Here is a 21329-nt window from a genome sequence, read left to right on the forward strand (position 1 = left end):
AAGTTGCAAGTTCATATAAAAGCGTAAAACGAAGTCATGGAGCCGCCCAGCCCTGCAGCTTCCGGAACTGCTCGGGCGTCATCCCCTCGGTCTTGCCGAAGGCGGCGATGAAGTGGCTCGGGTCCCGGTACCCGCAGGCGAGGGCAATTTCCTTCACCGTTCGTCTTTCGCCCCGGCTCATGATCTCCTTCGATTTGCGGATGCGCAGCCGGATCAAGTAGGCGTAGGCGGTAATGCCGAATGCCTGCCGGAACAGCGCGTTCAAATACCGCGGGCTGATCTGCAGCCGGTCCGCCATATCCGTGAGCCCGATCTCGGGATCGCCGAAGCGCTCCTCCAGCCACTGCAGCAGCGGGTCCAGCTTCTCCAAATGATGAAACAACGACGAGCGCCCGCCCGTCTGGCCGTATTTCTTGAGCGTCGTGATGAACCGATAGAGCTGCGCGGAAGCATCAAGACCCGTGCGGTCCTCGTCATGCTCCGCCGAATCGATCATCTCGAACAGCTGCTTGGTGATCGGCGCGTCTTCATTCCAATGAAACCACTCCGTATGGCGGATATCAAGCGCCGCGAGCATCGCCTCGGCCAACGTGCCGCCAAAGGTCAAATACAGCGTCGTCCATGTTTTGCCTTTCTTCGCGTACGCATGCGGCACGCCGGGGAATAACAACGCTCCGTTGCCGGGCGTAAGGGTGAAGCTTCTGCCCGACAGCTCGAACTCGCCTTCGCCGGCCATCGTCTGCAGCCAGTGGAACACGGGATAGCCGGAGCGGCGCTCGATCGGCTCCTGTTCCGGGTTCATGCCGATGCTCTCGACGTACAGCGGAAGGTCCTGCTCGCCCAGCGCGAACAAAAACCGACGGAGCTGTCCGTTCACCACGTATTCCGTTCGGCGGACATTCTGTTCCATATTCTCATATACCGCCTGTTCTTATATTATATTTCTCTTGCTAGCATCATAGCATAAAATAAATGCAACATCCTAGTATCGCCTATGGGAAAGTGCTTACATACATGAATATGACAAAAAAAGGAGCTGTTTGTTTGGATACATCGAAACTGCCCAAAATGTTATATGGCGGAGATTACAACCCCGAGCAGTGGGACGAGTCGGTCTGGCCGGAGGATATGCGGCTGATCCGTCTTGCCGGCATGGATATCGCGACCGTCAACGTTTTCTCCTGGGCGCTGTTGCAGCCCGAGGAGAATACCTATAATTTCGAGACGCTCGACCGCATTATGGACATGCTTCAAGCCAATGGCATTCACGCCTGTCTCGCCACGGGCACGGGCGCTCATCCGGCCTGGATGGCGCGCCGATACCCGGAGATCCTACGCGTCGATTTCGAAGGACGCAAACGCAAATTCGGCGGACGCCACAACTCCTGCCCGAGCAGCGAAGTCTATCGCACGCACTCGGTTCGCCTGGCAAGCAAGCTTGCCGAGCGCTATAAGGACCATCCCGCCCTCTTGCTGTGGCACGTGTCGAACGAATACGGCGGCGACTGCTACTGCGACAATTGCGCCGCTCGCTTCCGGCTGTGGCTGCAGCGCAAATACGGCACGCTGGACAAGCTGAACGAGCAGTGGAATACCCGTTTCTGGGGCCACACGTTCTACGACTGGGAAGAGATTGTGCCGCCGAACGCCCTCTCCGAGTCTTGGGATGGCGGCGACAGAACGAATTTCCAAGGCATCTCGCTCGACTACGCCCGCTTCAACTCGGACGGCATGCTGGAGTGCTACAAGCTCGAATACGACGCGCTGAAGGCGCACACGCCGGACGTGCCGGTGACGACGAACCTGATGGGCACCTACAAGCCGCTCGATTATTTCAAATGGGCGCAGCATATGGACATCGTCTCCTGGGACAACTATCCGTCGGCTGACACGCCGGTCAGCTACACCGCGATGACGCACGACCTGATGCGCGGCCTGAAGGACGGCGCGCCGTTCCTGCTGATGGAGCAGACGCCGAGCCAGCAGAACTGGCAGGCGTACAACACGCTCAAGCGTCCGGGCGTCATGCGGCTGTGGAGCTACCAGGCCGTGGCCCACGGCGCGGACTCGGTCATGTTCTTCCAGCTCCGCCGCTCGGTCGGCGCCTGCGAGAAATACCACGGCGCGCTAATCGAGCATGTCGGACACGAGCACACGCGCGTCTTCCGCGAATGCGCACAGCTTGGCGCGGAGCTCTCGAAGCTCGGCGACGCCTTCCTCGGCGCCCGATCGGACAGCAAGGTCGCGATTATGTACGACTGGGAGAACCGGTGGGCGATCGAGTATTCCAGCGGCCCGACCGTCGCGCTCAAGTATGTGGACGAGGTGCACAAATATTACGACGCCCTGTACCAGCTCGGCATCAGCGTCGACATGGTCAGCTTCGAGAGCGACCTGAGCGGCTACGACATCGTGATCGCGCCGGTCATGTACATGGTGAAGCCGGGCGTCGCCAAACGCATCGAAGCGTATACCCAGAACGGCGGCACGTTCATCACGACGTTCTTCAGCGGCATCGTCAACGAGAACGACATCGTCACGCTCGGCGGGTATCCGGGCGAGCTGCGCGGCCTCCTCGGCATCTGGGCGGAAGAGATCGACGCGCTCTTCCCCGGCCACACGAACCGGATCGTCATGAACGAATCGTTCGGCCCGCTGCAAGGCGAATACGACTGCTCGATTCTTTGCGACTTGATCCATGCCGAGACGGCGGACGTGCTGGCCGTGTACGGGCAGGATTTCTACCAAGGCATGCCGGTACTGACGCGCAACCGCTTCGGCTCGGGCGAAGCGTATTACGTCGCGTCCAGTCCGGAGGCGAGCTTCCTGCAGGGCTTCCTCGGCGAGCTGTGCGCGCAGCGCGGCATCGCGCCGCTGCCAGGCGTCGCCCAAGGCGTCGAGGTCACGCGCCGCGTGAAGGACGGTCGCTCGTATTTGTTCGTCCTGAACCACAACGCCGAAGCTGTCAGCGTGGACTTGAAGCACGGCGGCACCGACCTGTTGACCGGCGCCTCCCTCGCAGGCGTCAGCGAGATCGCAGGCCGCGGCGTCCTCATCGTGGAAGAAGTACGTTAAGCGCACGGACGGCGAGGCCTGTTGTCTACCAAACGACGTAAGCCTCCGTTTAGGTACAAGAGAAATATTCCCATTCGCTGCGCTCGCCTCCTGCGGGCGCAAGCGCAAGTCAAAGAAGCTCCCCATTCGCTTGCGAAAGGGGAGCTTCTTCTATATGGCTGGCAGCGGCGTTCGCCCGGTTATCGATCGGTTGCGTCCTTGCGTTCCGGCATTCCGCGCCAGGCTTTACTTCTTCATCTCCGACTCGTGCCACGAGCTGAGCAGCAGGCCCGACAAGTAATTCACCAGCAGGAACAGCCCAATGCCGAGCAGAGAGGCCGATAACCCGGCCGCGAACAGGAACGCCGTCTGCAGCTGCGAGGCCGCGATCGTAATGGCATAGCCAAGCCCGCCCTTGCCTCCGCCGATCCCCGCGATGTATTCCCCTACGATGGCGCCGACGACCGCGAGCGTGCAGGAGATTTTCAAGCCCGCGACGATGTACGGGAGCGCGGCGGGAATGCGCAGGCGCCACATCGTTTGCACCGGCCCGGCATTATACAGGTGGAATAGATTCAGCATGTTCGCATCCGTCGAATGCAGCCCGATGAGCGTGTTCGAGAGCATCGGGAAAAAACCCGATCAGGAATGAAATGATGACGATCGCGTTCGCGCCGGCGCCGAACCAGATGACGATGATCGGCGCGATGGCCACGATCGGGATCGTCTGCAGGATAACCGCGTACGGGTAGATCGCTTTCTCGATATACCGGTTGCTGGCCAGCAGGATCGCCCCGCCGACGCCCAGCACGATGCTAAGCAGAAAGCCGAGCACCGCTTCGACCATCGTCGTCCATACCGACGCCATCAGCTTGTCGAAATTCTCCGCCGCGGCGATCGCGATATCGCTCGGCTTCGGGAATATATAAGCCGGCGTGCCGATCAGCTTCACGATCAGCTCCCAGCCGCCGATAAAGACGATGAACGCGATGACCGGCGGCAGCAGTTTGCCGTAGAGCGCCCTTCGTTTGCCGGTCCGTTCGGCCCGTTGTGCCGCTGCGGCCGTCCCCGCTCCGCCGATCCGGGCGCCGCCCGGACCGAAAGCCCCCTCCGCGGCGGCTTGCTCTGCGTTGTTCTTCATGTCGCTTCCCCCTTTAAGCAGCGCCCGGACAAGCGGCGCGGTTAATGCTGCATGTGCTCGGATACTTCGCGCACCCATGCGCTGAAATCGGCCGACGTCCGGAACGATTCATCACGCGGGAACGGCGCGGTCACGTCGACGACCGCGGATACTTTGCCCGGACGCGGCGTCATGACGACGATGCCGGTCGACAGGTAGACCGCTTCGAACGTGTTGTGCGTGACGAACAATACGGTCATGGTCGGATCCTGCTGCCAGATGTTCAGCAGCTCATCCTGCAGCGTCTGCCGCGTAATTTCGTCGAGCGCGCCGAACGGTTCGTCCATGAGCAGCAGCTTCGGCCTTGCGGCGAGCGCCCGGGCGATCGACACGCGCATTTTCATCCCGCCGGACAGATGCCTCGGGAGCGACTTGCGGTGCTCCAGCAGCCCGACGAGCGCGAGCGCCCGCTCCGCCTCCTGCACCCGCTGCGTCTTTGGTAGGCCGCGCAGCTCGAGCGGCAGCAGCACGTTGTCGATCACGCTCAGCCACGGGAGCAGCGTATGATCCTGGAAGACGAAGGCGATCTCGCTCTGCTTGAGCGCCTCCTTCGGCGTCGTGCCCAAGATCTCCAGGCTGCCCGACGTCCGCTCCTCGAGGCCGGCGATCAGCTTGAAGATCGTCGACTTGCCGCAGCCCGACGGACCGACGAAGCTGATGAACTCCCCTTCGTTGATCGTTAGATTCACGTCCTGCAGCGCCACCGTGCCGTTGCCGTAAATTTTGCCCAAGCCGCTCATACGAGCCAATTGTCGTCCCGCGGACGCCTGCCGTTCTGGAACCGCCGGCTTGTTCGCCGCCGTATGCTGGCCGTTCATCGCATGCTCCCCCTTCTTGAAAGCCGGCTGCGGTCAGGCAGCCGGGGTTAATTGGCGCACGTCTCTCGCCGACTATCGTGCGTCGTCTGTCGCGCCCCGGATACGCCGGAAGAGTCGTTCTTTAGCCGTGCCCGGACCTACGGTACGCCGGTTGTATACGATACGGGCGCGATTACGCCTCCGGCAAATAGTCGGTCGTGAACACCGTTTGAACATCGAGCTCTTTCTTCAGCAGGCCGATCTCGACCAGCTGCCGCATAAGCTCCGTCCAGCGGGCTTCCGTCATGTAGCCGACGCCGTGCTCCGCAGCCTCGTGACCATAAACAAACTCGCGCTGCGTTTCCTCGCCAAATTCGAGCTCTTCCTTCTTCATGTTCGGGTTGACCTCGAGCAGCTTCGCCGTAATTTCGTCGACGTTGTCCTTGTAGTAATTCCAGCCTTTCACGGTCGCGCCGATGAACGCTTTCGCCTCTTCCGGATGCGCCTTGAGGAATTTCTCGGTCGTGTAGATCACGGCGGCGTACGGCTTGTAGCCGGAATCCGCGACGAGCATCGTCTTCACGTCGACGCCCTGCGCCTTCAGCGCGAACGGCTCGCCGGAGATGAAGCTTTGGCTGGCGGACGTCTTATCGTTGATGAAATTCGCGTGCTGGCCGGTGTAGGCGAGCTCCTTGGCATCCGACAATTCGTATTTGTGCTTCAGGAATTCCCAGTACGGCTGACCTTGCTGGATGAACACCGAGCGGCCGTGCAGATCGTCGAAGCCGTCGATTGGCTGATCGCTGTGGTACATGATCGCCTGCGGGCTGATCTGGAACGTCGTCGCCAGCGCCACGAGCGGGATGCCTTCCTGGCGGGCTTGCAGGATTTGGTCGGCGTGCGCGATGCCGAAATCCGCTTTGCCCGAGGCGACCAGCTGGATCGACGAGACGCCCGGTCCGCCCGGCTCGATCGTGACGTCGAGGCCGGCGTCTTTGTAGTAGCTCTTCGCCTCCGCCGCGTACAGACCGCCGTGCTCGTGCTTCGCGAACCAGTTGAGCACAATCTTGAGCGCCAGCGGGTCTTTCGCCTCCGCTGCGTTTGCCGTCGCTGCCGCCGCGTTATTCCCCGCCCCCGTATTGGCCGGCTCGGCGCTGCCGCCGTTGCTGCCGCCGCAGCCCGTCACGATGACGAGCATTGCCGCCAGCGCCGTCGCCGTGAACCCCCGCTTATGTAAGCTTTTGCTGCCGCTGCCAAACGTCCATCTGTTCAACATGGAATCCCCTCCGCATATATGGCTGTTCGTTGTTGGTTTCACTATAGCGAGCGGCACGGATTCACGTCAATTTATCTCACATGCATTTGGTGCATATACCTAAAAAGAGTGAAATCCATTGGTTAATATGCACATGAGGGACTGAGAATAGGGAGATTACTTAACATTTCCTGGAGATAGACGGGGGATTGTTAAGGTTTGGGCGAGTAAGCCTTGCGGGGATCGCTACAATCACGGGACAGCGCGTGGTTGGCGGCAAAATACGGGGGATGGCGGGCGTGAGAGGCGAGGACGCCTAGATTGCAGTCGTAAACGCATATGGATGCGGACATCACGCCAGATACCGCAATAGTGATGTCCAACAAAAAAAGCGCACCGGCAAGTCGCGCTGACTTACCGAAACGCTTCATACCCGCGATGTTCACGGCATGCTCCCGTTGCGACGCAACCTTCGGCCAGCACGTCGTCTCACACCGGCACGCCGTGCCGGTCGTACACGTCGAGCGCCGCCTGCACGGCTTCGCCGGCTGGCAGCTTCAGCCCGTGACGCGCCAGCACCGCTTCGAACGCGCCGAGCGTGTGCAGCACGTTTTTGCGGCTGCAGCTGTAGCCCATCGTGCCGATGCGCCAAATCTGGCCCTTCAGCGGGCCGAAGGAGCTCGCGATCTCGATGCCGAACCGGTGCAGCAGCATGGAGCGCACCGACTCGCCGTCGATCCCGTCCGGAATCGTGACGCACGTGACGACCGGCAGCTTGCACGACGGATTGCCATACAGCGGCAGCTCCATCGCCGTAAGTCCCGCGACGAGCGCCTCCTCGTGCAGCCGATGGCGGGCGAACCGCGCCTCCAAGCCCTCCGCCAGCAGGATGCGCAGCCCTTCGTGCAGCCCGTACAGCATCGAGGTCATCTCGGTATGGTGGTTTAGCCGCGCAGAGCTCCAATAGTCCTGCAGCTGGCTTAAGTCCAGATAGTTGCTCTGGATGCGGAAGCCAGTCGCCGCGCTCTCGTCCGCTGCGCCTGTACGTAAGCCGCGCTCGACCCGCTTGCGGGCGAGTATCTTCCGTTCGGCCCGCTCGTTGTACGTGACCGGCGACATGCCGGACGGCACGGAGAGACACTTCTGCGTGCCCCCAATGACCGCGTCGAGGCACCAAGCGTCGCTCTCCACGGGAACGCCGCCGATCGTCGCCACCGCATCCACCGCGAGCAGCACGTCCGCCTCTCGGCAGGCGCGGCCGATGTCCGCCAGCGGCTGCAGCCGGCCGGTCGATGTCTCGCCATGCACCAAGGCGACCAGCTTCGGCTTCTCGCGATGGATGGCGTCGATGACCTCCTGCGGATCGAACACCTCGCCCCACTCGCACTCGATGATCGACACCTCGGCGCCGCAGCGCTCGGCGATCTCGACGAGCAGATGCCCGAAGCGGCCGTAGATCGGCACGAGCACGCGGTCGCCCGGCTCGATGAGCCCGGTCAGCACCGCCTCAATGCCCGAACGCGACGTGCCGTCGACCGGATAGGCCCATTGGTTGCCCGTCTGGAATAGTTCCCGCAGCATCCCCATCGTGTTGTTCATCAGCGCCGTGAATTCCGGATCGAACTGACCCAAGATCGGATACGACATCGCCCGAAGCACACGGGGGTCGACCTCCACGGGTCCGGGCGTCATGATCGTGCGCGGCGACGGCGACAATTCTGGATATGCGTTCATGGTCAAAAGCTCCTTTTCATGGTCGATTCGGATGCGGGTCAGCGGTAGGCCAGCTCATGCAAGGCGGCGGCCAACACGCGCACGCCATCCTCCAATTGCGCCGGCGCCGTATATTCGTCGGGCGAGTGGCTGATCCCGCCCCGGCTCGGGACGAACAGCATCGCCGACGGACACAGGCCGGCCATGAGCTGGGCGTCGTGCCCCGCGCCGCTGACCATCCGGCGATGGGACAAGCCTGCCGCTTCGCTCGCGCGCTCGAGCAGCGCCGCGAGCGAAGCGTCCATCGGCACCGGCGACGACGCCAGCCAATTGACCGCCTCGAACGCCAGTCCCCGCCGCGCGGCGATCGACTCGAGCCGCGCGAGCGCAAGCGCGCAGAAGCGCGCAAGCGCCTCCTCGCGGTCCAGCCGAATGTCCAGCGTGAAGCGGACGCGGCCGGCGACGACGTTCGGCGTATTCGGCTCGGCGTCCAGCCGCCCGACCGTCGCGACGAGCGGATCGCCCTGCTCGAGCGCCATCGCCTCCAGCGCCGCGATCATCTCGGCCGCGCCGGCGAGCGCGTCCTTGCGCAGCCCCATCGGCGTCGTCCCCGCATGATTGCTCTCGCCCGCGAGCGTCACCGCGTATCTCCGCTGGCCGACGATCGTCTCCACAATGCCGATCTGCTCGCAGCCCCGCTCCAGCACGATGCCCTGCTCGATGTGCAGCTCCACGTAGGCGGCCAGGTCCGACCGGCGGCAATCCGGCTGCTCCGGAGCGCCAAAGCCGGCCGTCTCCATCGCTTCGCGCAGCGTAATGCCATCCGGGTCGGACGCCGCGCTCGCGATCGCCCAATCCTGCTTACCGCACACATGCCCGGAGCCCCAATATGTCACCGGGAACCGGCTCCCCTCTTCTTCGCAGAACGAGACGACCTCCAGCGTCCGCTTCGGCGGCCCGAACGTCCGCGACAGATACGCCAGCGCCGCGATACCCGCGGCAATCCCATAGGCGCCGTCGTATTTGCCGCCGCGCGCGACCGTATCGACGTGCGAACCGGTCAGTATGACCCCGGCTTCGGCATCCGTCCCTTCCAGCCGCCCGTATAGATTGCCCGCCCGGTCGAAGCGGGCGGACAAGCCTGCCTGCCGCATCCGCCCGGCTAGATAATGCTGCGCTTCCGTCCACGGCTTCGTATACAGCAGCCGGGTTACGCCCCCTTCCGGGTCCGCGCCGAAAGCGGCCAGCTCCTCCAACAACGGCAAGAGACCGGCGGAGGCTTCGCGATGTTCGAGTGGCTTCAACGCCGATCTCCCCTTCCCTTCGCAAATTTACGCGCGGATCGGGCGCACCAGCTCGCCGTATCCGGGCAGCCGCACCCCTTCGCGCCTGTCGTACACCGTCTCCCCGCGCACGAGCGTCGCGTCGACCCGGCAGGAGAATGTCCTGCCGATATAGGGACTGTGCTTATGCAGCTGCAGCAGATCTTCCTCGCGCAGCGTATAGCCCGCCTTAGGATCGAGGATCGCGATGTCCGCGTCGAACCCGACGGCGATGTCGCCTTTGCGCGGGTACAATCCCAGCCGCTTGGCCGGCCCGGTTGCCGTGACCGCCGCAATCCGCGCAAGCGGAATGCCGCGGGCAAGCGCCTCGTCCACCATCAGCTCCAGGCTGCTCTGCGCCCCGGCGATGCCGCCCCACGCGTCCGCGAAGGTGCGGCCCTCCGTGCTCTTCATCGACCAAGGGCTCGGCGAATGATCCGAAGCGATGATATCGATATGGCCTTTGGCGAGATGGCTCCACAGCCGCTCGATTTGCTGCGCATCCCGCAAAGGAGGCGCGCACTTGGCCACCGGACCGAGCCGCTCCATGTCATCCGCCGTCAACGTCAAATAGTGCGGGCACGTCTCGACCGTCACGTCGAGGCCGCGCCACTTCGCCTGCTCGATCAGCTCGACCGCGTCCGCGCTGCTAATGTGCACGAAATGCAAGCTGCAGCCGGTATCCTCGGCCATGGCGATCGCCTGCGACACCGCCGCCAGCTCCGCCGCGACCGGTCGCGCCTCGATGAACGCCCGCGCGTCCAGCCGACCATCCGCCGCCGCTTGCGCGTGCAGCGCGCTCGTCATGGCTTCGCTCTCCGCGTGCAGGGCGACCATGCTCCCGAGAGCGGCGATCCGCTTCATCCCTTCATATAACGTCGCGTCGTCCACCTCGCGGAAGCGCCCTTCGCCCTCGCCCCCCGGATTGGACATGAACGCCTTGAAGCCGATGACGCCTTCCGCGTGCAGATTCGCCAGCTCCTCCGCATTGCCCGGCACGAGGCCGCCCCATATCGCATAATCGACCGCCGAGCTGCCGGCCGCGAGCGTCTGCTTGAGCTGCATCGCCTCGACCGTCACGGTCGGCGGGTTGCCGTTGAGCGGCATATCCGCGTAGGCGGTAATGCCTCCGGCGGCAAGCGCCGCGGAACCGGTCCGGAAGCCTTCCCAATGGCCGAAATTCGGTTCGTTGAAATGCACATGCATATCGATCATGCCCGGCAGCGCGAGCTTGCCCCGCGCCTCGAGGACGCGGTCCGCGGCCAGCGCCGACAATCCCGCTTCCAGGGCGGCGATCCGGCCGTCTCGAATGCCGATATCCAGTCTGCGCACGTCCTGCGCGGTCACGACCTCCGCGCCGCGAATGAGCAGATCAAAGCGCTCTCCCATCCGAATCCCTCCTTATCAGCTTCCGCGATAGGTGCTGTAGCCGCCCGGGGCGACGAGCAGCGGCACATGATAATGCGCCCCTGTATCGCCGACGCGGAAGCGAACCGGCACCGCATCGAGGAACAGCTCGCTCTCCGCTACACCCCGCCTCGCCGTGAAGTACTCGCCCGCCGCGAACACCAGCTCGTACAGGCCGGCTTGCAGCTCCTCGCCCTGCAGCAGCGGCGCGTCCGCACGGCCGTCGCCGTTCGTGCGGATCTCCTTCAGCCGCACGGAAGCCTCCTGCCCGGCAGCGCCGCCAAGCCGCCACAGCTCGATCCGAAAACCGACCGCGGGACCGCCAACCGACATATCCAACACATGCGTCGTCAACCGACCGCTCATCCCCAGCGCCTCCCCATAATTACGCCTTAGCCGTTATTCCGTCTCCCCGAACGCGATCAGATCCTCCAGCCGCAGCCGCGTGATCCGGCCGATCTGCCGCATCGCTTCCTCGCGTTCTTGCTCCGCCGTGTTGTCGATCCGCGCCGTCATGGATGCTTCGATGTCCGCCTTCGTTTTCCCTCGCACCGCGAAAATGAACGGGAAGCCGAACTTCTCCATATACCGGCGATTCATCGTCCTGAAACGCTCGTACTCCTCCGGCGAGAGCCGATCGAGGCCCACGCCCTGCTGCTCCTTGACCGAATATTCGCCCATCGCCATGCGCGTCGCCAAATCCGGATGTTTCCGTATAAAATGCAGCTCCGCGTCGCCTGGCGCCTGCCGCACGATCCGCAGCATCGCCTCGTGCAGATCCGCGCCCGAGCGGTAGGGCCGTCCTCTCTCCGCCTGCTCCGTCACCCATGGCGAATGCTCGAAAATAGCGGCGAACGTCTCGACGAATGCTTCCGCGCTCAGCCCGTTTACTTGTTCAATGCTTAGCTTCATGTCCAATACCCCTCATGCGCGGCGACCGCTTCCGCTTCGACCTCCGGGAAAGGCCCGATCACGACGACCGGTTTGCGTCCGCGCGCGAACACTTCGCGGCACGGCAGATCGAGCGTCGGATTTTGCTCGTCGTCCCCGGTCAGCTGCGCCAGCCTTTTCTCCGAAATCGCGTATACGACGCGCCCGACGTTGCCCCAGTAAATCGAACCCGCGCACATCGCGCAGGGCTCGGCGGACGTATACAGCGTGCAGTCCCACAATTGTTCTTTGGTGTAGCGCTTGGAGGCGGCTTCCATTAACGTCGTCTCCGCGTGCCCTGTGCAGTTCGACTCCGTTATTTCGATATTGCCCTGCTCCAGCAAAATTTGACCGTCCGGTCCCGCAAGCAGCGCGCCGAACGGCGTATTCCCATTCCGTCTGGCCGCCTTCGAGATGTCCACGCATCTGCGCAGCAGCCCGATGTGCATCTCCCGCTCTCGTTCGTCCACGTCCCTCGCGCCTCCTCCAAATCGCGCGCCGCCCTCCATTGTACCGGCAGCCGCTTCGTTATCCAAACTATAGGTTCAGACGGCGGAGAGGTCAATTAAGCTTACATGTTGTTTGGGAACGATGATGAAAGGAGCCGATCTGGTTGTGCATCGTGCCGCGACCGGCAGGAAGAGGAAGAGGGGTTCAGGCTGCATCGGTTAAGCGCATCGCTGTCGGCGCGTCTCGACGCTCCGATTCGATGATCATATTCCGCGCCTTCGACGAGTCGAAAGCCCGCCCTTACGGCTGCCGTTCCAATCGCTTGCGGAAGACGAACGCGAGCTTCAGCCGCATCAGGTCGTTCATTTTCTTGAAATCAACCTGCAGCAGCTCGCTCAGCTTCTCGATCCGGTACGTCGCCGTATTGCGGTGGATGAACAGCCGCTTGGCCGTCTCGCCGAGCTGACCGTCGCACTCCAGATAGGTCTCAAGCGTCCGCAGCATCTCCTGCGCGTAATCCGGCTCCTTCTCCAGCAGCGGGCCAAGCCAGCGGTCGCAGAACGTCTTCATCCGCTTCTCCGACACCTGCTCGAAGACAAGCGCCAAATCGAGCGATTCGTAGGCGATGACCGCGCCGCCGAGCTCCCAATCCAGCGCCAGCTTCCGGGCGCGGCAGCATTCGTCGAACGCCTCTAACAGCTGCTCCCCCTGGCGTTTGCGGCTGCTCACGATCGACTGCGGCTCGCGGCTGCCCCGCTGCCAGCCGGCGAAGAACGCCGCGTACGCCGACCGAATCCGCTCCTCAGCGCCGCCGTCCTCGTCCGGCACGATCGAGAGCAGCCCGTCTTCGAGCGCGACGTGAATGCCCTGCAGTTCCTGGATGCGCGCATGACTGAGGAAGGCGGCCTTTAATCCTTCGATCTGCTCCGTCCGCTGCTTAGGGATCGGCGCGGCCGGAAGATCGGTCAGCACCGTCCGGTACGGCTGCCGCAGCAGATCGATCTCCCACCGTTCGGCGTAGGTTTGCAGCGTAACCAGCGGAAGGCCGTGCTTCAGGTAACGCTTGACGAGCTGCGCGAAATCCTTTTGCACCGATATCGCAAAATAATCCTCCAGCCGCAAGTTCGTATGATGCGCGATCAGCTCCGCCGCCTGCGAATAGAGTCCTTCCTCCATGGTGGAGAGAAACGGCTGCGGACTGAAAAACAGCGCGAACCCGGTACAGGTCTCCTGCCGCATGAGCGGAATCCGGTAGGCCTGCCACTCCGGCGTCTTGATCCACTGCGCGTGAACCGGCCATGGTCGTTTGGCGAGCAGCTGCTCGTCGGGCACGCCGGAGGCGTTATGCATCATTTGGCCGCGCGAGCCGACGACGGCGATCGGATGGCCGATGACCTCGGCCACCGAATCGAACAGGCTGCCGATCGGCTCGGCCTGCAGCGCGTAGCGCATGAGCCGTACCTGCTTGCCCATAACGTCCTGCATGGCGCCGGTGCTGCGTTTCATCTCGTCGCGGAACAGCCCGCTCATTTGGTCGGAGAAGGTGAATTGGTACGGCAGCTGGATGAGCGGAAATCCGAGCTCGTTCGCCTTGCGGATGAGATTGGCCGGAATTTCGGTCCAGAACCGCCCCAGCTTGATGCCGAGTCCCGCGGAGCCGCACTGGTTCAGCTTATACAGCAGCCGCTCGGCGTCCTCCGGCTCGTCTTTGATGAGGTAAGCGGTCGTGAACAGCATCTCGCCTTCCTTGATCCAATCCGTAATGTCCGGCGCATCCATGACATTGACCGACTTCACGATCCTTCGCTTGCCCGCCTCGCCCGCGATCAGCTTCGCCTCCGACAACGGATAGACCGTCAGCGCTTGTTCCACTGTCATATACATTGCACGCACCCCCGCAAATGACTTGCTGTCATGTTATATAACCTTACATTATGCGAAGAGATGCTGAACTTCAAGACCAAATGTTAACAAAACTCACAAGTTTCCCGCATTATTTTGGAAAAGGTTCACAAACGCTCAAATTGAGCCTCTAGTTTCACTGTCAAGCCAATCGCCTTGCGCTATAATGGATCTACCTTCATTTGGAAACGGGAGTGCTGCGCTTGCCGAAAACGAAAATCTTCCTTAGCTCCGTCAATGAGGACGGCCTTAGACCGCTTCGCCAGCATACGTTCCGCGAGCTGCAAGGGCTCGGGCACGAGCCGCTCATGTGGGAGGAGAATCTCGGGCCGTGGCCGATGCACGTCAATCCGGTCGTCAAGTGCTTGGAGGCCGTCGAGGAATCGGATATTTATTTATTATTTATTGCGGCCAAAGCCGGAACATACTATCCCGACGCCAAGCGCACCGTGACGCATCTGGAGTTCATCAAAGCGTGCGACAAGGGGAAAACGGTGCTCGTGTTCGCGGACATCGAAGTGAAAGCGCTCTTTTTCGGCAAAGCGAAGCCGCGGATCGACGCTTACCGCGAGCATATGAAGCTGGAGGCGCGGCGTTACCCGGAGCCGGAGGAGCTGCTGGCGATGCTCGCCGGTCACGACGATCTGCCGAAGCATATCGACCCTTACGTGTGGTTTTTCCTGCACGATATGATGACGCGCGGCGTGTTTATGGACGATTTGCGGCATGGCGTGCCGATCGACTGGCGCACGTATTTGAGCGACTTGCTGCGGCGGGGGACGATTCTGCTGCCGATGGAGAGCTCCTTCCTCGCCAATCAGCGGCGGGTCGAGCTGCTGGACGAGGCCTATCAGGCCGTAACGGACCTCGTGCCGCTGCTGCGGATGGCGCCGCTGGCGGATTGGACCTTCTTCCTGCGCCATATCGTGGGGCGAATGGACGGCGGGCGGATCGAGCACCGGTACGGCGGCTTCATGACCGAGACGGCCGGCACGTACGAGGCGTGCGTCGCCGCCACGCTTTACCGCTACGAGGAGGAGCAGAATCGCCTGCTGTACGCGGGCGGCTCCGGCTCCGAGGCGGGGCCGGCCTTTTATTCGCTGAGCCGCAAGGACTCCTACGTCGTGCTGACCTATAATATGGGCGACGGCGCGCAAGCAGTCTACTTCACGGACGCCAAGCGCATGTTCTACTGCTGCATCCGCAGCGGACGCTACGTGCTCACCCTCCATATCCCGTCCGGCCCGGGCTGGAACGCGGAGCGCTTCATGCTCTACCAAGACAGTGTAATCGATGGTATAATCAATAAAAATCCATACCTGATCGAATTCATCAAAATGGTCTTAGGAGGCTTGCAGTCATGAGCGTATTCGTCCTGAAGGAAGGCAAAGTATCGCTTGCCGTCGGCGCGCAGCCCAAAGACGCGTTATTGTTCGCCCCCTCCAAGCAGGCCGCGCAGGCGATCCAAGAGGACCGTGCCCGCTGGAAGCGCGAGAGCGAGCTGCTGCGCGAACGTTTCGCGCTGGCGGCCAGGCGGTAGGGTAGCATAAAGAAGGCGAACGGCTCGCATCCGGTTGGATGCGAGCCGTTTTTTTGGTGTTACCACCCGATTACCGAGCCGTCGCTGCGCGGGTCGGCCGCGCCGCTGATGACGCCGTCCTCGCCGATCGCGATGCCCTGCGACTGTCCCGTCCGCCCGTCCCACGCGTCCAGCACCTCAACCTGATGGCCCATCGCCCGCAGCCGCTCGACCGCCGCTTCGCCGCACCGGCTCTCAAGCTTGAGCGTATCGCTGTCCTCGCCCCAGGTGCGCCCGTAAATCCAGCGCGGCAGCCCGATCGCCTCTTGGATCGTTAACCCGTAATCGAGCACGCCCGTCACGACGGACAACTGCGTCTGCGGCTGGCCTTCCCCGCCCTGCGTGCCATAGAGCAGGCAAGGCTTGCCGCCGCGCGCGACCATGGCCGGCATAAGCGTGTGGAAGGAGCGCTTGCGCGGCTCCAGCACGTTCGGCGACGACGGATCGAGACTGAAGAACGAACCGCGGTTCTGCAGAATAACGCCGGTATCGCCCGGCACATAAGCCGCGCCGAAATCGAAATAGAGGCTCTGAATGAACGAGACCGCGTTGCCCTCCTCGTCCACCACCGCCGCGTAAGCGGTGTCCTGCCCCATGGCGCTGGAGAGGAACGGCGCCGGCGCGGGCCAAGCTTCGGCGATCTCGTCCCACAGCCCCCGCGCGAAGTCCTTCGACAACAGCCGCCCCATCGGAATCGCGTTGAAATCCGGATCGGTCAGCACCGCATCCCGCTCGCGGAACGCCTTCTTCACCGCCTCCGCCGCCAGATGATAGAAGTCCGCGGAATCGCGCGGGATGCGCGCCAGCTCCGTGTTCTCCAGCATGTTCATCATGAGCAGCAGCGAGAAGCCCTGCGAATTCGGCGGCATTTGGTACAGCTCGTAGCCCCGATAGGATACGGAGAGCGGCGTCACCCATTCGCCCGCGTGCTCGCGAAAATCCGTCTCCCGCAGTAAGCCGCCGTCCTGCTCGATCGCCTCGGCCATGCGCGCCGTGAAGTCGCTCGCGTAGAAGGCGTCGCGCCCGCCGCTCTGCACGAGTCTCAGCGTCGCCGCAAGCTCCGGCTGCGCGAGGCGCTCCCCTTCTCCGATCAGCTCGCCGTCCTCCGTCACGTACAGCTTGGCAAGCGGCGGATGCGCGCGGATGAGCCCTTCATCCTTCTCGATCCATCCCCGCAAATGCCGGGACACCGGGAAGCCCTTCTCGGCATAGGCGATGGCAGGGGCGAGGAGCTCCGCCCACGGCAGCTTGCCGTACCGGCTCCATACGCTCCACCAGGCGTCGACCATGCCCGGCACCGTAATCGCGCTCTCCGCGCCCCGTTGGGGAATGCCGCTCATCCCGCGCGAGGTATAGCGATCCGCCGACGCCAGCTTCGCGGAGCGGCCGCTGCCGTTATAGCCCTCGAACTGCTTCGTATCCGCATGATAGGACAGGAAGAACGCGTCGCCGCCGAGTCCGGTCATATGCGGATAGACGACCGCCAACGCCGCGCTGATCGCCACCGCCGCGTCGAAGGCGTTGCCGCCCTGCCGCAGCACTGCCGCCCCGACCGAGCTGGCCAAATAATGCGGCGTCGCCACCATGGCCCCATACACTTTCGGCATAATATTTTGCATCTTGGTCCCCTCCTTGGATCGCGACAAAGGCGCACGCTGCAAGCTTGCCTGAATAAGTGCTCTCATTGTAGTGCGCCGAGGTTTGGACCGGCAACGGCTCCGAAGCGTTTTTGTCAGTTATTCTAACACCATTTCTATATTTTGTTCGCCATGCACACGGGCGCGGGATCGCCGGACCGCCGAACATCTGGAGAAGGCGGATAAGTCCTCCTCCCATTGCACATATTAGGGCGTGGAACCAAGTCAACGTAGAGGAGCTTGCCCATGAAAAAACTACTCCTTGCGGCGCTGCTGGCCTTCGGCTCGGCTGCCGCGTTACCGGCAGCAAGCGGCATCGTAAGCGCAGCGGATACGGACACGTATACCGTCAAGCCCGGCGATACGATGTGGTATATCTCCGTCCGCTATCAAATCGGCTTATCGGAGATCATCAAGGCCAACCCGCAAATCGCCAATCCCGCGCTCATCTATCCAGGCCAAAGGCTGACGATTCCGCTTCTCACCGCGACCAAATCGTTTGAAGCCCAGGTCGCCAAGCTCGTCAATGCCGAGCGCGCGAAGGCCGGTCTCAACCCGCTGTCGCTCAACTGGCAGCTCTCCCGCGTCGCCCGCATCAAGTCGGAGGATATGCGCGACAAGGTGTATTTCTCGCACAACTCTCCGACGTACGGCAGTCCGTTCGAGATGATGAAGGCGTTCCGGATTGGCTATTCCTACGCGGGCGAGAACATCGCGGCCGGCCAGGCGACGGCGCAGGCGGTTATGACATCCTGGATGAACAGCCCGGGGCACAGAGCGAACATTCTCAGCCCGAACTTCACGGAGATCGGCGTCGGTTATTGCACCGGCGGCAGCATGCGCGTGTATTGGACGCAAATGTTCATCAAACCTTAATCGCCTCAAATTTACACGAATAACAAGAAAAAAACGGTCAGACAGGCGCAGCCTGTTTGACCGTTTTGCGTTTATATTCGGACGGAGTGTCTGACTATGCCTGCATCCGCTTAGTAAGCGTTGACGCCCAGCGCATTGATCGTCTCTTCAATAAAGAACGGCTCGTCATCCGGTGTACGGGACGTGATCCAGTTGCGGTCGACGACGACCTGCTTGTCGATGAACCGCGCGCCGGCATCGTTCAATTCCGCGTGCAGCTCCGGATAAGCGGTAATGTTCCGCCCTTGGATAAGCCCCGCTTTCTCGAGCAGGAGCGGGCCGTGGCAGATCGCCGCGATCGTGATGCCCTGCTTGTCTACCTCGCGTACGAAATCGAGGACGCGCGGATCGTTCATCAGCTGTTCGGGCGAATGGCCGCCCGGAATGATGAGCGCCGAATAGTCCTCGGCTTTCGCCTCTCCGATGCCCAGATGGGACGTGTAGGCGGTGCCGTTTTTCCCTTTCAGCTCGGTCTTCTTCTCCAGTCCGATAATAACGGCTTCATGGCCGTTTTTCGTAATCGCTTCGAATGGATTGGTCATCTCGGAATCTTCGAATCCGTTAGCTAGCAGAAATGCGACCTTCTTCGGCTGCCCTGTCATGCGGTCCACTTCCTTTCGTCTTTCTCAAAAGTTAGCGCCCTACTGTCAGGCTGCTTATGCTGTATTACCACGGTCGGCCCTACCGGAAACAAACTATTTTTCTTGACATATTTTTGAAAATCTAGCGCATGAGTCTAAATCTTTCTGGCAATCTATGATACAATGTACTCTCCTACTAGCCGTCCTGAAACAAAACCAGCCTAGATTCGTCTATAGAACAGGCAGGAGGAGAGATGCAAGATGAATACCGAGTATCAAACCGCTCCGCACGCGATGATGGAGCGCAAAACCAAACGCAAGGCCGGCCCGTCGCCGCTCGCGTTTCTGCTTGTCTGGGTGCTGCTGATCGGCACCGGCGTCCTCGGCGCGATCTGGTATACCGGCAAGATCAAAGCCGATATCGCCCAAGACGTCGGCGCGCAGACGTCCGGCCAGATTACGGCGATGCAGCAGCAGTATGACGCCAAGCTGACCGCGCTTACCACGCAGTACAAGGACGATTTGACCAAGCTGCAGGGCAAGGTGGACGCGCTCAACGAGCTGCTTCAGTTCTCGAAGGACAACATGAGCTCCAAGACGGACAACAGCAACAAACTGTATACGCAGCTCAGCGACGTCAAGAAACAGCTGGATCAACTGAAGAAAGAGCTGGATTTGTTGAAATGAACATCACCGTCAAACAAATGAACCGTTTCGGCCTGCTCGTCACCGGTCCGTTCTTCGGGGTGCTGCTCTGGCTCATGCTCGCGCAGGTGTCCGTTACGCTGCCTAGCAGCGCGTACCCGCCCGCGTCCGAGGGCCCTACGGCCTTGGCCCCGGCGCATACGCAGACGCTCATCGGCTCGCTCGATACCGCGAAGCAAACGGCCATTCATACGGCGCAGTCCATCAAGCGCACGGTGCAGTTATATACGAAGACGAACGAAAGCATGAACGCGATCGCCAAGACGGCGGCCGCCCAGGCAGGGAGACCCGCATTCATCTACGATCGCCGCATTACGCGCAAGATCGGCGCGCCGTCCAAGACGATTCAGTCCAACAACATTACGGCGCAGCTGTTCGCGATTCATGCGCAGAACTTCAACGGCTACGCGCTGAAGGTAAAGCTCAAGAGCCCCGAAGCCATGCGGATGGTGCTCGGCAAGGACAAGCTCGGCGGCGCGGAGACGACGCTCGCGGCGGTCCGGCGCACCAAGGCGATCGCCGGCGTCAACGCGGGCGGCTTCGCGGACAGCGGCAGCAAGCGGTATCCGCTTGGCACGACGATGGTGAACGGCAAGTATGCCGGCGGCTTCGAGCCGACGCGGAAGGACTTGTTCTTCGTGGGACTGAACGATCAACTCAAGCTCGTCGGCGGCAAGTTCGCGAGCCAGGCGCAGCTCGACCGGCTCCAGCCGAAATTCGGCGCCTCGTTCGTCCCGGTGCTCATGAAGAACCGGGTCATCCAGCCCATCCCAGCCAAATGGCAGACCAGTCCGGCGAGGGCGCCGCGCACGGTCATCGGCAATTACAAGGACAACCAGCTGCTCTTCCTCGTCGTCGACGGGTACAACGAGAACGGCGGATCCGGCGCGACGCTGTTCGAGATGCAGCTGCTGCTCAGCCGCTTCGGCGCGATCGACGGGTACAATCTTGACGGCGGCGGATCCTCGTCGCTCGTGTTCGACGGACGAATCGTCAATCACCCTTCGGACGGCCAGCTGCGGCCGCTGCCGACGCACTTTTTGTTTTTCGATTAATACGCTTGGACGGCATGCCAACAGCCGGTTGACCGCGAGGGACAACCGGCTGTTTTTGTGCTGCTTCCGCGGCATATGAAGCGCCATGCTCGAACGTCATTCGATTCGTTAGCCGAGGCTGATCTCTAATCCGCACGCCGCCGTCACGATCTCGCCCCCGAACCCCGCCGCCGCTTCTTCCGCCAGCTTCGCCAGCTCGCCAAAATGCGGCAGGTGCGTCAGCACGAGCTTGCGCGCGCCGGCTTCCTTCGCGAGCCTGGCGACTTCGGCCGCATTCATGTGACCGTATTTGGCCGCCTCCATATCGGCATAGAAGGACGTCTCCGCGATCAGCACGTCCGCGTCCGCGCAGTGCGGGATCAGCCGCTCGTCGAACGTCGTGTCGGCCGTGTACACGAGCTTGCGCCCGCCGGCCTCGAACGCCATGCCGAGACAATAGACGCCGTGATAGGTCTTGAAGAACGTCACGGCGAGATCGTCGAGCTTCAGCTTGCGTCCCGCCCCGACCGGATAAATCACCGACCCTTTCATCGACTTGTACGCGATCTCCGCTTCGGATTCGCCCGCGAAATAGATCGGCAAATTGCTATGGCGCAGCGCGAGGTCCGACTCGATGAGACAGCCGTACTGCAAGCAGCCCAAATCGGCCGTATGGTCGTAATGGCGATGCGACACGAATGCGCCGTCCAGCGCATGGAGCGGAATTAGCCGCTGCAGCGCGGACAGCACGCCGCTGCCGCAATCGATCAAATATCGCTTGCCGCCCTCTGTCTCGAGCAAATAGCCCGCCGTCGCCTCTCCCGCCTTCGGAAACGCGCCCCATGGGCCGAGCACCGTTATTTTCATC

General features: G+C 62.1%; 19 protein-coding genes and 1 pseudogene. 6 read left to right on the top strand and 14 right to left on the bottom strand.

Annotated features, from left to right (window positions below; translation table 11 throughout):
* Positions 1-34 precede the first annotated feature (34 nt).
* Positions 35-910, bottom strand: coding sequence for an AraC family transcriptional regulator (locus ACFSKT_RS14265; RefSeq protein ID WP_377721657.1), 876 nt, complete (start codon positions 908-910; stop codon positions 35-37).
* A gap of 134 nt (positions 911-1044) precedes the next feature.
* On the opposite strand from ACFSKT_RS14265, the gene ACFSKT_RS14270 reads away from it, so the two are divergent.
* Positions 1045-3075 (top strand): beta-galactosidase, encoded by a 2031-nt coding sequence (locus tag ACFSKT_RS14270; RefSeq protein WP_377721658.1) that lies wholly within the window; start codon positions 1045-1047, stop codon positions 3073-3075.
* Between the two features lie 225 nt (positions 3076-3300).
* Here ACFSKT_RS14270 and ACFSKT_RS14275 read toward each other — a convergent pair.
* The 10 genes and pseudogenes from ACFSKT_RS14275 to ACFSKT_RS14320 form a co-directional block, all read right to left on the bottom strand.
* Positions 3301-4195, bottom strand: a pseudogene (locus ACFSKT_RS14275) (ABC transporter permease).
* Between the two features lie 41 nt (positions 4196-4236).
* Positions 4237-5052, bottom strand: coding sequence for an ABC transporter ATP-binding protein (locus ACFSKT_RS14280; protein WP_377721660.1), 816 nt, complete (start codon positions 5050-5052; stop codon positions 4237-4239).
* A gap of 172 nt (positions 5053-5224) precedes the next feature.
* Positions 5225-6307, bottom strand: a complete 1083-nt coding sequence (locus ACFSKT_RS14285) for an ABC transporter substrate-binding protein (protein WP_377721661.1) — start codon at positions 6305-6307, stop codon at positions 5225-5227.
* 468 nt (positions 6308-6775) lie between these two features.
* Complete coding sequence (locus ACFSKT_RS14290) at positions 6776-8020, bottom strand: pyridoxal-phosphate-dependent aminotransferase family protein (RefSeq protein ID WP_377721662.1); 1245 nt, start codon at positions 8018-8020, stop codon at positions 6776-6778.
* A gap of 38 nt (positions 8021-8058) precedes the next feature.
* Positions 8059-9303 (bottom strand): Zn-dependent hydrolase, encoded by a 1245-nt coding sequence (locus ACFSKT_RS14295; protein ID WP_377721663.1) that lies wholly within the window; start codon positions 9301-9303, stop codon positions 8059-8061.
* Positions 9304-9330: 27 nt separating this feature from the next.
* A complete protein-coding gene (locus ACFSKT_RS14300; RefSeq protein WP_377721664.1) occupies positions 9331-10710 on the bottom strand; it encodes an allantoinase in 1380 nt (459 codons plus the stop codon).
* Positions 10711-10725: 15 nt separating this feature from the next.
* Positions 10726-11094, bottom strand: coding sequence for a hydroxyisourate hydrolase (gene uraH / locus ACFSKT_RS14305; RefSeq protein WP_377721665.1), 369 nt, complete (start codon positions 11092-11094; stop codon positions 10726-10728).
* Between the two features lie 33 nt (positions 11095-11127).
* The gene (gene uraD / locus ACFSKT_RS14310; RefSeq protein ID WP_377721666.1) at positions 11128-11640 is read right to left on the bottom strand and encodes a 2-oxo-4-hydroxy-4-carboxy-5-ureidoimidazoline decarboxylase; all 513 of its coding nucleotides are present in this window, start codon (positions 11638-11640) and stop codon (positions 11128-11130) included.
* The gene (locus tag ACFSKT_RS14315; protein ID WP_377721667.1) at positions 11637-12128 is read right to left on the bottom strand and encodes a nucleoside deaminase; all 492 of its coding nucleotides are present in this window, start codon (positions 12126-12128) and stop codon (positions 11637-11639) included. Before ACFSKT_RS14315 ends, uraD begins: the two co-directional genes overlap by 4 nt.
* 280 nt (positions 12129-12408) lie before the next feature.
* Positions 12409-13992: a PucR family transcriptional regulator gene (locus ACFSKT_RS14320; RefSeq protein WP_377721668.1), complete on the bottom strand. Its 1584-nt coding sequence runs from the start codon at positions 13990-13992 to the stop codon at positions 12409-12411.
* Between the two features lie 221 nt (positions 13993-14213).
* Between ACFSKT_RS14320 and ACFSKT_RS14325 the strand changes: the two genes are divergently transcribed.
* Both ACFSKT_RS14325 and ACFSKT_RS14330 read left to right on the top strand, forming a co-directional pair.
* Entirely contained in the window at positions 14214-15374 is a 1161-nt protein-coding gene (locus tag ACFSKT_RS14325) for a DUF4062 domain-containing protein (RefSeq protein ID WP_377721669.1), read from the top strand.
* On the top strand, positions 15371-15550 hold the full coding sequence (locus tag ACFSKT_RS14330) for a hypothetical protein (RefSeq protein WP_148932035.1): 180 nt from the start codon (positions 15371-15373) through the stop codon (positions 15548-15550). Before ACFSKT_RS14325 ends, ACFSKT_RS14330 begins: the two co-directional genes overlap by 4 nt.
* Before the next feature lie 59 nt (positions 15551-15609).
* Here ACFSKT_RS14330 and ggt read toward each other — a convergent pair whose 3' ends face one another.
* Positions 15610-17208 carry a gamma-glutamyltransferase gene (gene ggt, locus ACFSKT_RS14335; protein WP_377776321.1) on the bottom strand — a complete coding sequence of 533 codons (1599 nt, stop codon included), beginning with the start codon at positions 17206-17208 and terminating at the stop codon, positions 15610-15612.
* A gap of 264 nt (positions 17209-17472) precedes the next feature.
* Between ggt and safA the strand changes: the two genes are divergently transcribed.
* Positions 17473-18102 carry a SafA/ExsA family spore coat assembly protein gene (safA, locus tag ACFSKT_RS14340; protein ID WP_377721671.1) on the top strand — a complete coding sequence of 210 codons (630 nt, stop codon included), beginning with the start codon at positions 17473-17475 and terminating at the stop codon, positions 18100-18102.
* A 110-nt stretch (positions 18103-18212) separates the two neighbouring features.
* Here safA and ACFSKT_RS14345 read toward each other — a convergent pair whose 3' ends face one another.
* Entirely contained in the window at positions 18213-18743 is a 531-nt protein-coding gene (locus ACFSKT_RS14345) for a DJ-1/PfpI/YhbO family deglycase/protease (protein ID WP_377721672.1), read from the bottom strand.
* A gap of 240 nt (positions 18744-18983) precedes the next feature.
* On the opposite strand from ACFSKT_RS14345, the gene ACFSKT_RS14350 reads away from it, so the two are divergent.
* Together ACFSKT_RS14350 and ACFSKT_RS14355 are read left to right on the top strand one after the other, a co-directional pair.
* Positions 18984-19409 (top strand): coiled-coil domain-containing protein, encoded by a 426-nt coding sequence (locus ACFSKT_RS14350; protein ID WP_377721673.1) that lies wholly within the window; start codon positions 18984-18986, stop codon positions 19407-19409.
* Positions 19406-20482, top strand: coding sequence for a phosphodiester glycosidase family protein (locus tag ACFSKT_RS14355; protein WP_377721674.1), 1077 nt, complete (start codon positions 19406-19408; stop codon positions 20480-20482). Before ACFSKT_RS14350 ends, ACFSKT_RS14355 begins: the two co-directional genes overlap by 4 nt.
* A 108-nt stretch (positions 20483-20590) precedes the next feature.
* Here ACFSKT_RS14355 and ACFSKT_RS14360 read toward each other — a convergent pair whose 3' ends face one another.
* Positions 20591-21328, bottom strand: a complete 738-nt coding sequence (locus ACFSKT_RS14360) for an MBL fold metallo-hydrolase (RefSeq protein WP_377721675.1) — start codon at positions 21326-21328, stop codon at positions 20591-20593.
* Position 21329 lies beyond the last annotated feature (1 nt).

The organism is Paenibacillus xanthanilyticus (assembly GCF_042682185.1).
Classification (GTDB): domain Bacteria; phylum Bacillota; class Bacilli; order Paenibacillales; family Paenibacillaceae; genus Paenibacillus_Z; species Paenibacillus_Z xanthanilyticus.

Coding starts and splice junctions, on each gene's coding strand:
- ACFSKT_RS14290 (WP_377721662.1), bottom strand. CDS start 8,020: ATGAACGCATATCCAGAATTGTCGCCGTCGCCGCGCACGATCATGACG.
- ggt (WP_377776321.1), bottom strand. CDS start 17,208: ATGCAAAATATTATGCCGAAAGTGTATGGGGCCATGGTGGCGACGCCG.
- uraH (WP_377721665.1), bottom strand. CDS start 11,094: ATGAGCGGTCGGTTGACGACGCATGTGTTGGATATGTCGGTTGGCGGT.
- ACFSKT_RS14350 (WP_377721673.1), top strand. CDS start 18,984: ATGAATACCGAGTATCAAACCGCTCCGCACGCGATGATGGAGCGCAAA.
- ACFSKT_RS14360 (WP_377721675.1), bottom strand. CDS start 21,328: ATGAAAATAACGGTGCTCGGCCCATGGGGCGCGTTTCCGAAGGCGGGA.
- ACFSKT_RS14330 (WP_148932035.1), top strand. CDS start 15,371: ATGAGCGTATTCGTCCTGAAGGAAGGCAAAGTATCGCTTGCCGTCGGC.
- ACFSKT_RS14355 (WP_377721674.1), top strand. CDS start 19,406: ATGAACATCACCGTCAAACAAATGAACCGTTTCGGCCTGCTCGTCACC.
- ACFSKT_RS14285 (WP_377721661.1), bottom strand. CDS start 6,307: ATGTTGAACAGATGGACGTTTGGCAGCGGCAGCAAAAGCTTACATAAG.
- ACFSKT_RS14280 (WP_377721660.1), bottom strand. CDS start 5,052: ATGAACGGCCAGCATACGGCGGCGAACAAGCCGGCGGTTCCAGAACGG.
- ACFSKT_RS14320 (WP_377721668.1), bottom strand. CDS start 13,992: ATGTATATGACAGTGGAACAAGCGCTGACGGTCTATCCGTTGTCGGAG.
- ACFSKT_RS14345 (WP_377721672.1), bottom strand. CDS start 18,743: ATGACAGGGCAGCCGAAGAAGGTCGCATTTCTGCTAGCTAACGGATTC.
- ACFSKT_RS14300 (WP_377721664.1), bottom strand. CDS start 10,710: ATGGGAGAGCGCTTTGATCTGCTCATTCGCGGCGCGGAGGTCGTGACC.
- uraD (WP_377721666.1), bottom strand. CDS start 11,640: ATGAAGCTAAGCATTGAACAAGTAAACGGGCTGAGCGCGGAAGCATTC.
- ACFSKT_RS14265 (WP_377721657.1), bottom strand. CDS start 910: ATGGAACAGAATGTCCGCCGAACGGAATACGTGGTGAACGGACAGCTC.
- safA (WP_377721671.1), top strand. CDS start 17,473: ATGAAAAAACTACTCCTTGCGGCGCTGCTGGCCTTCGGCTCGGCTGCC.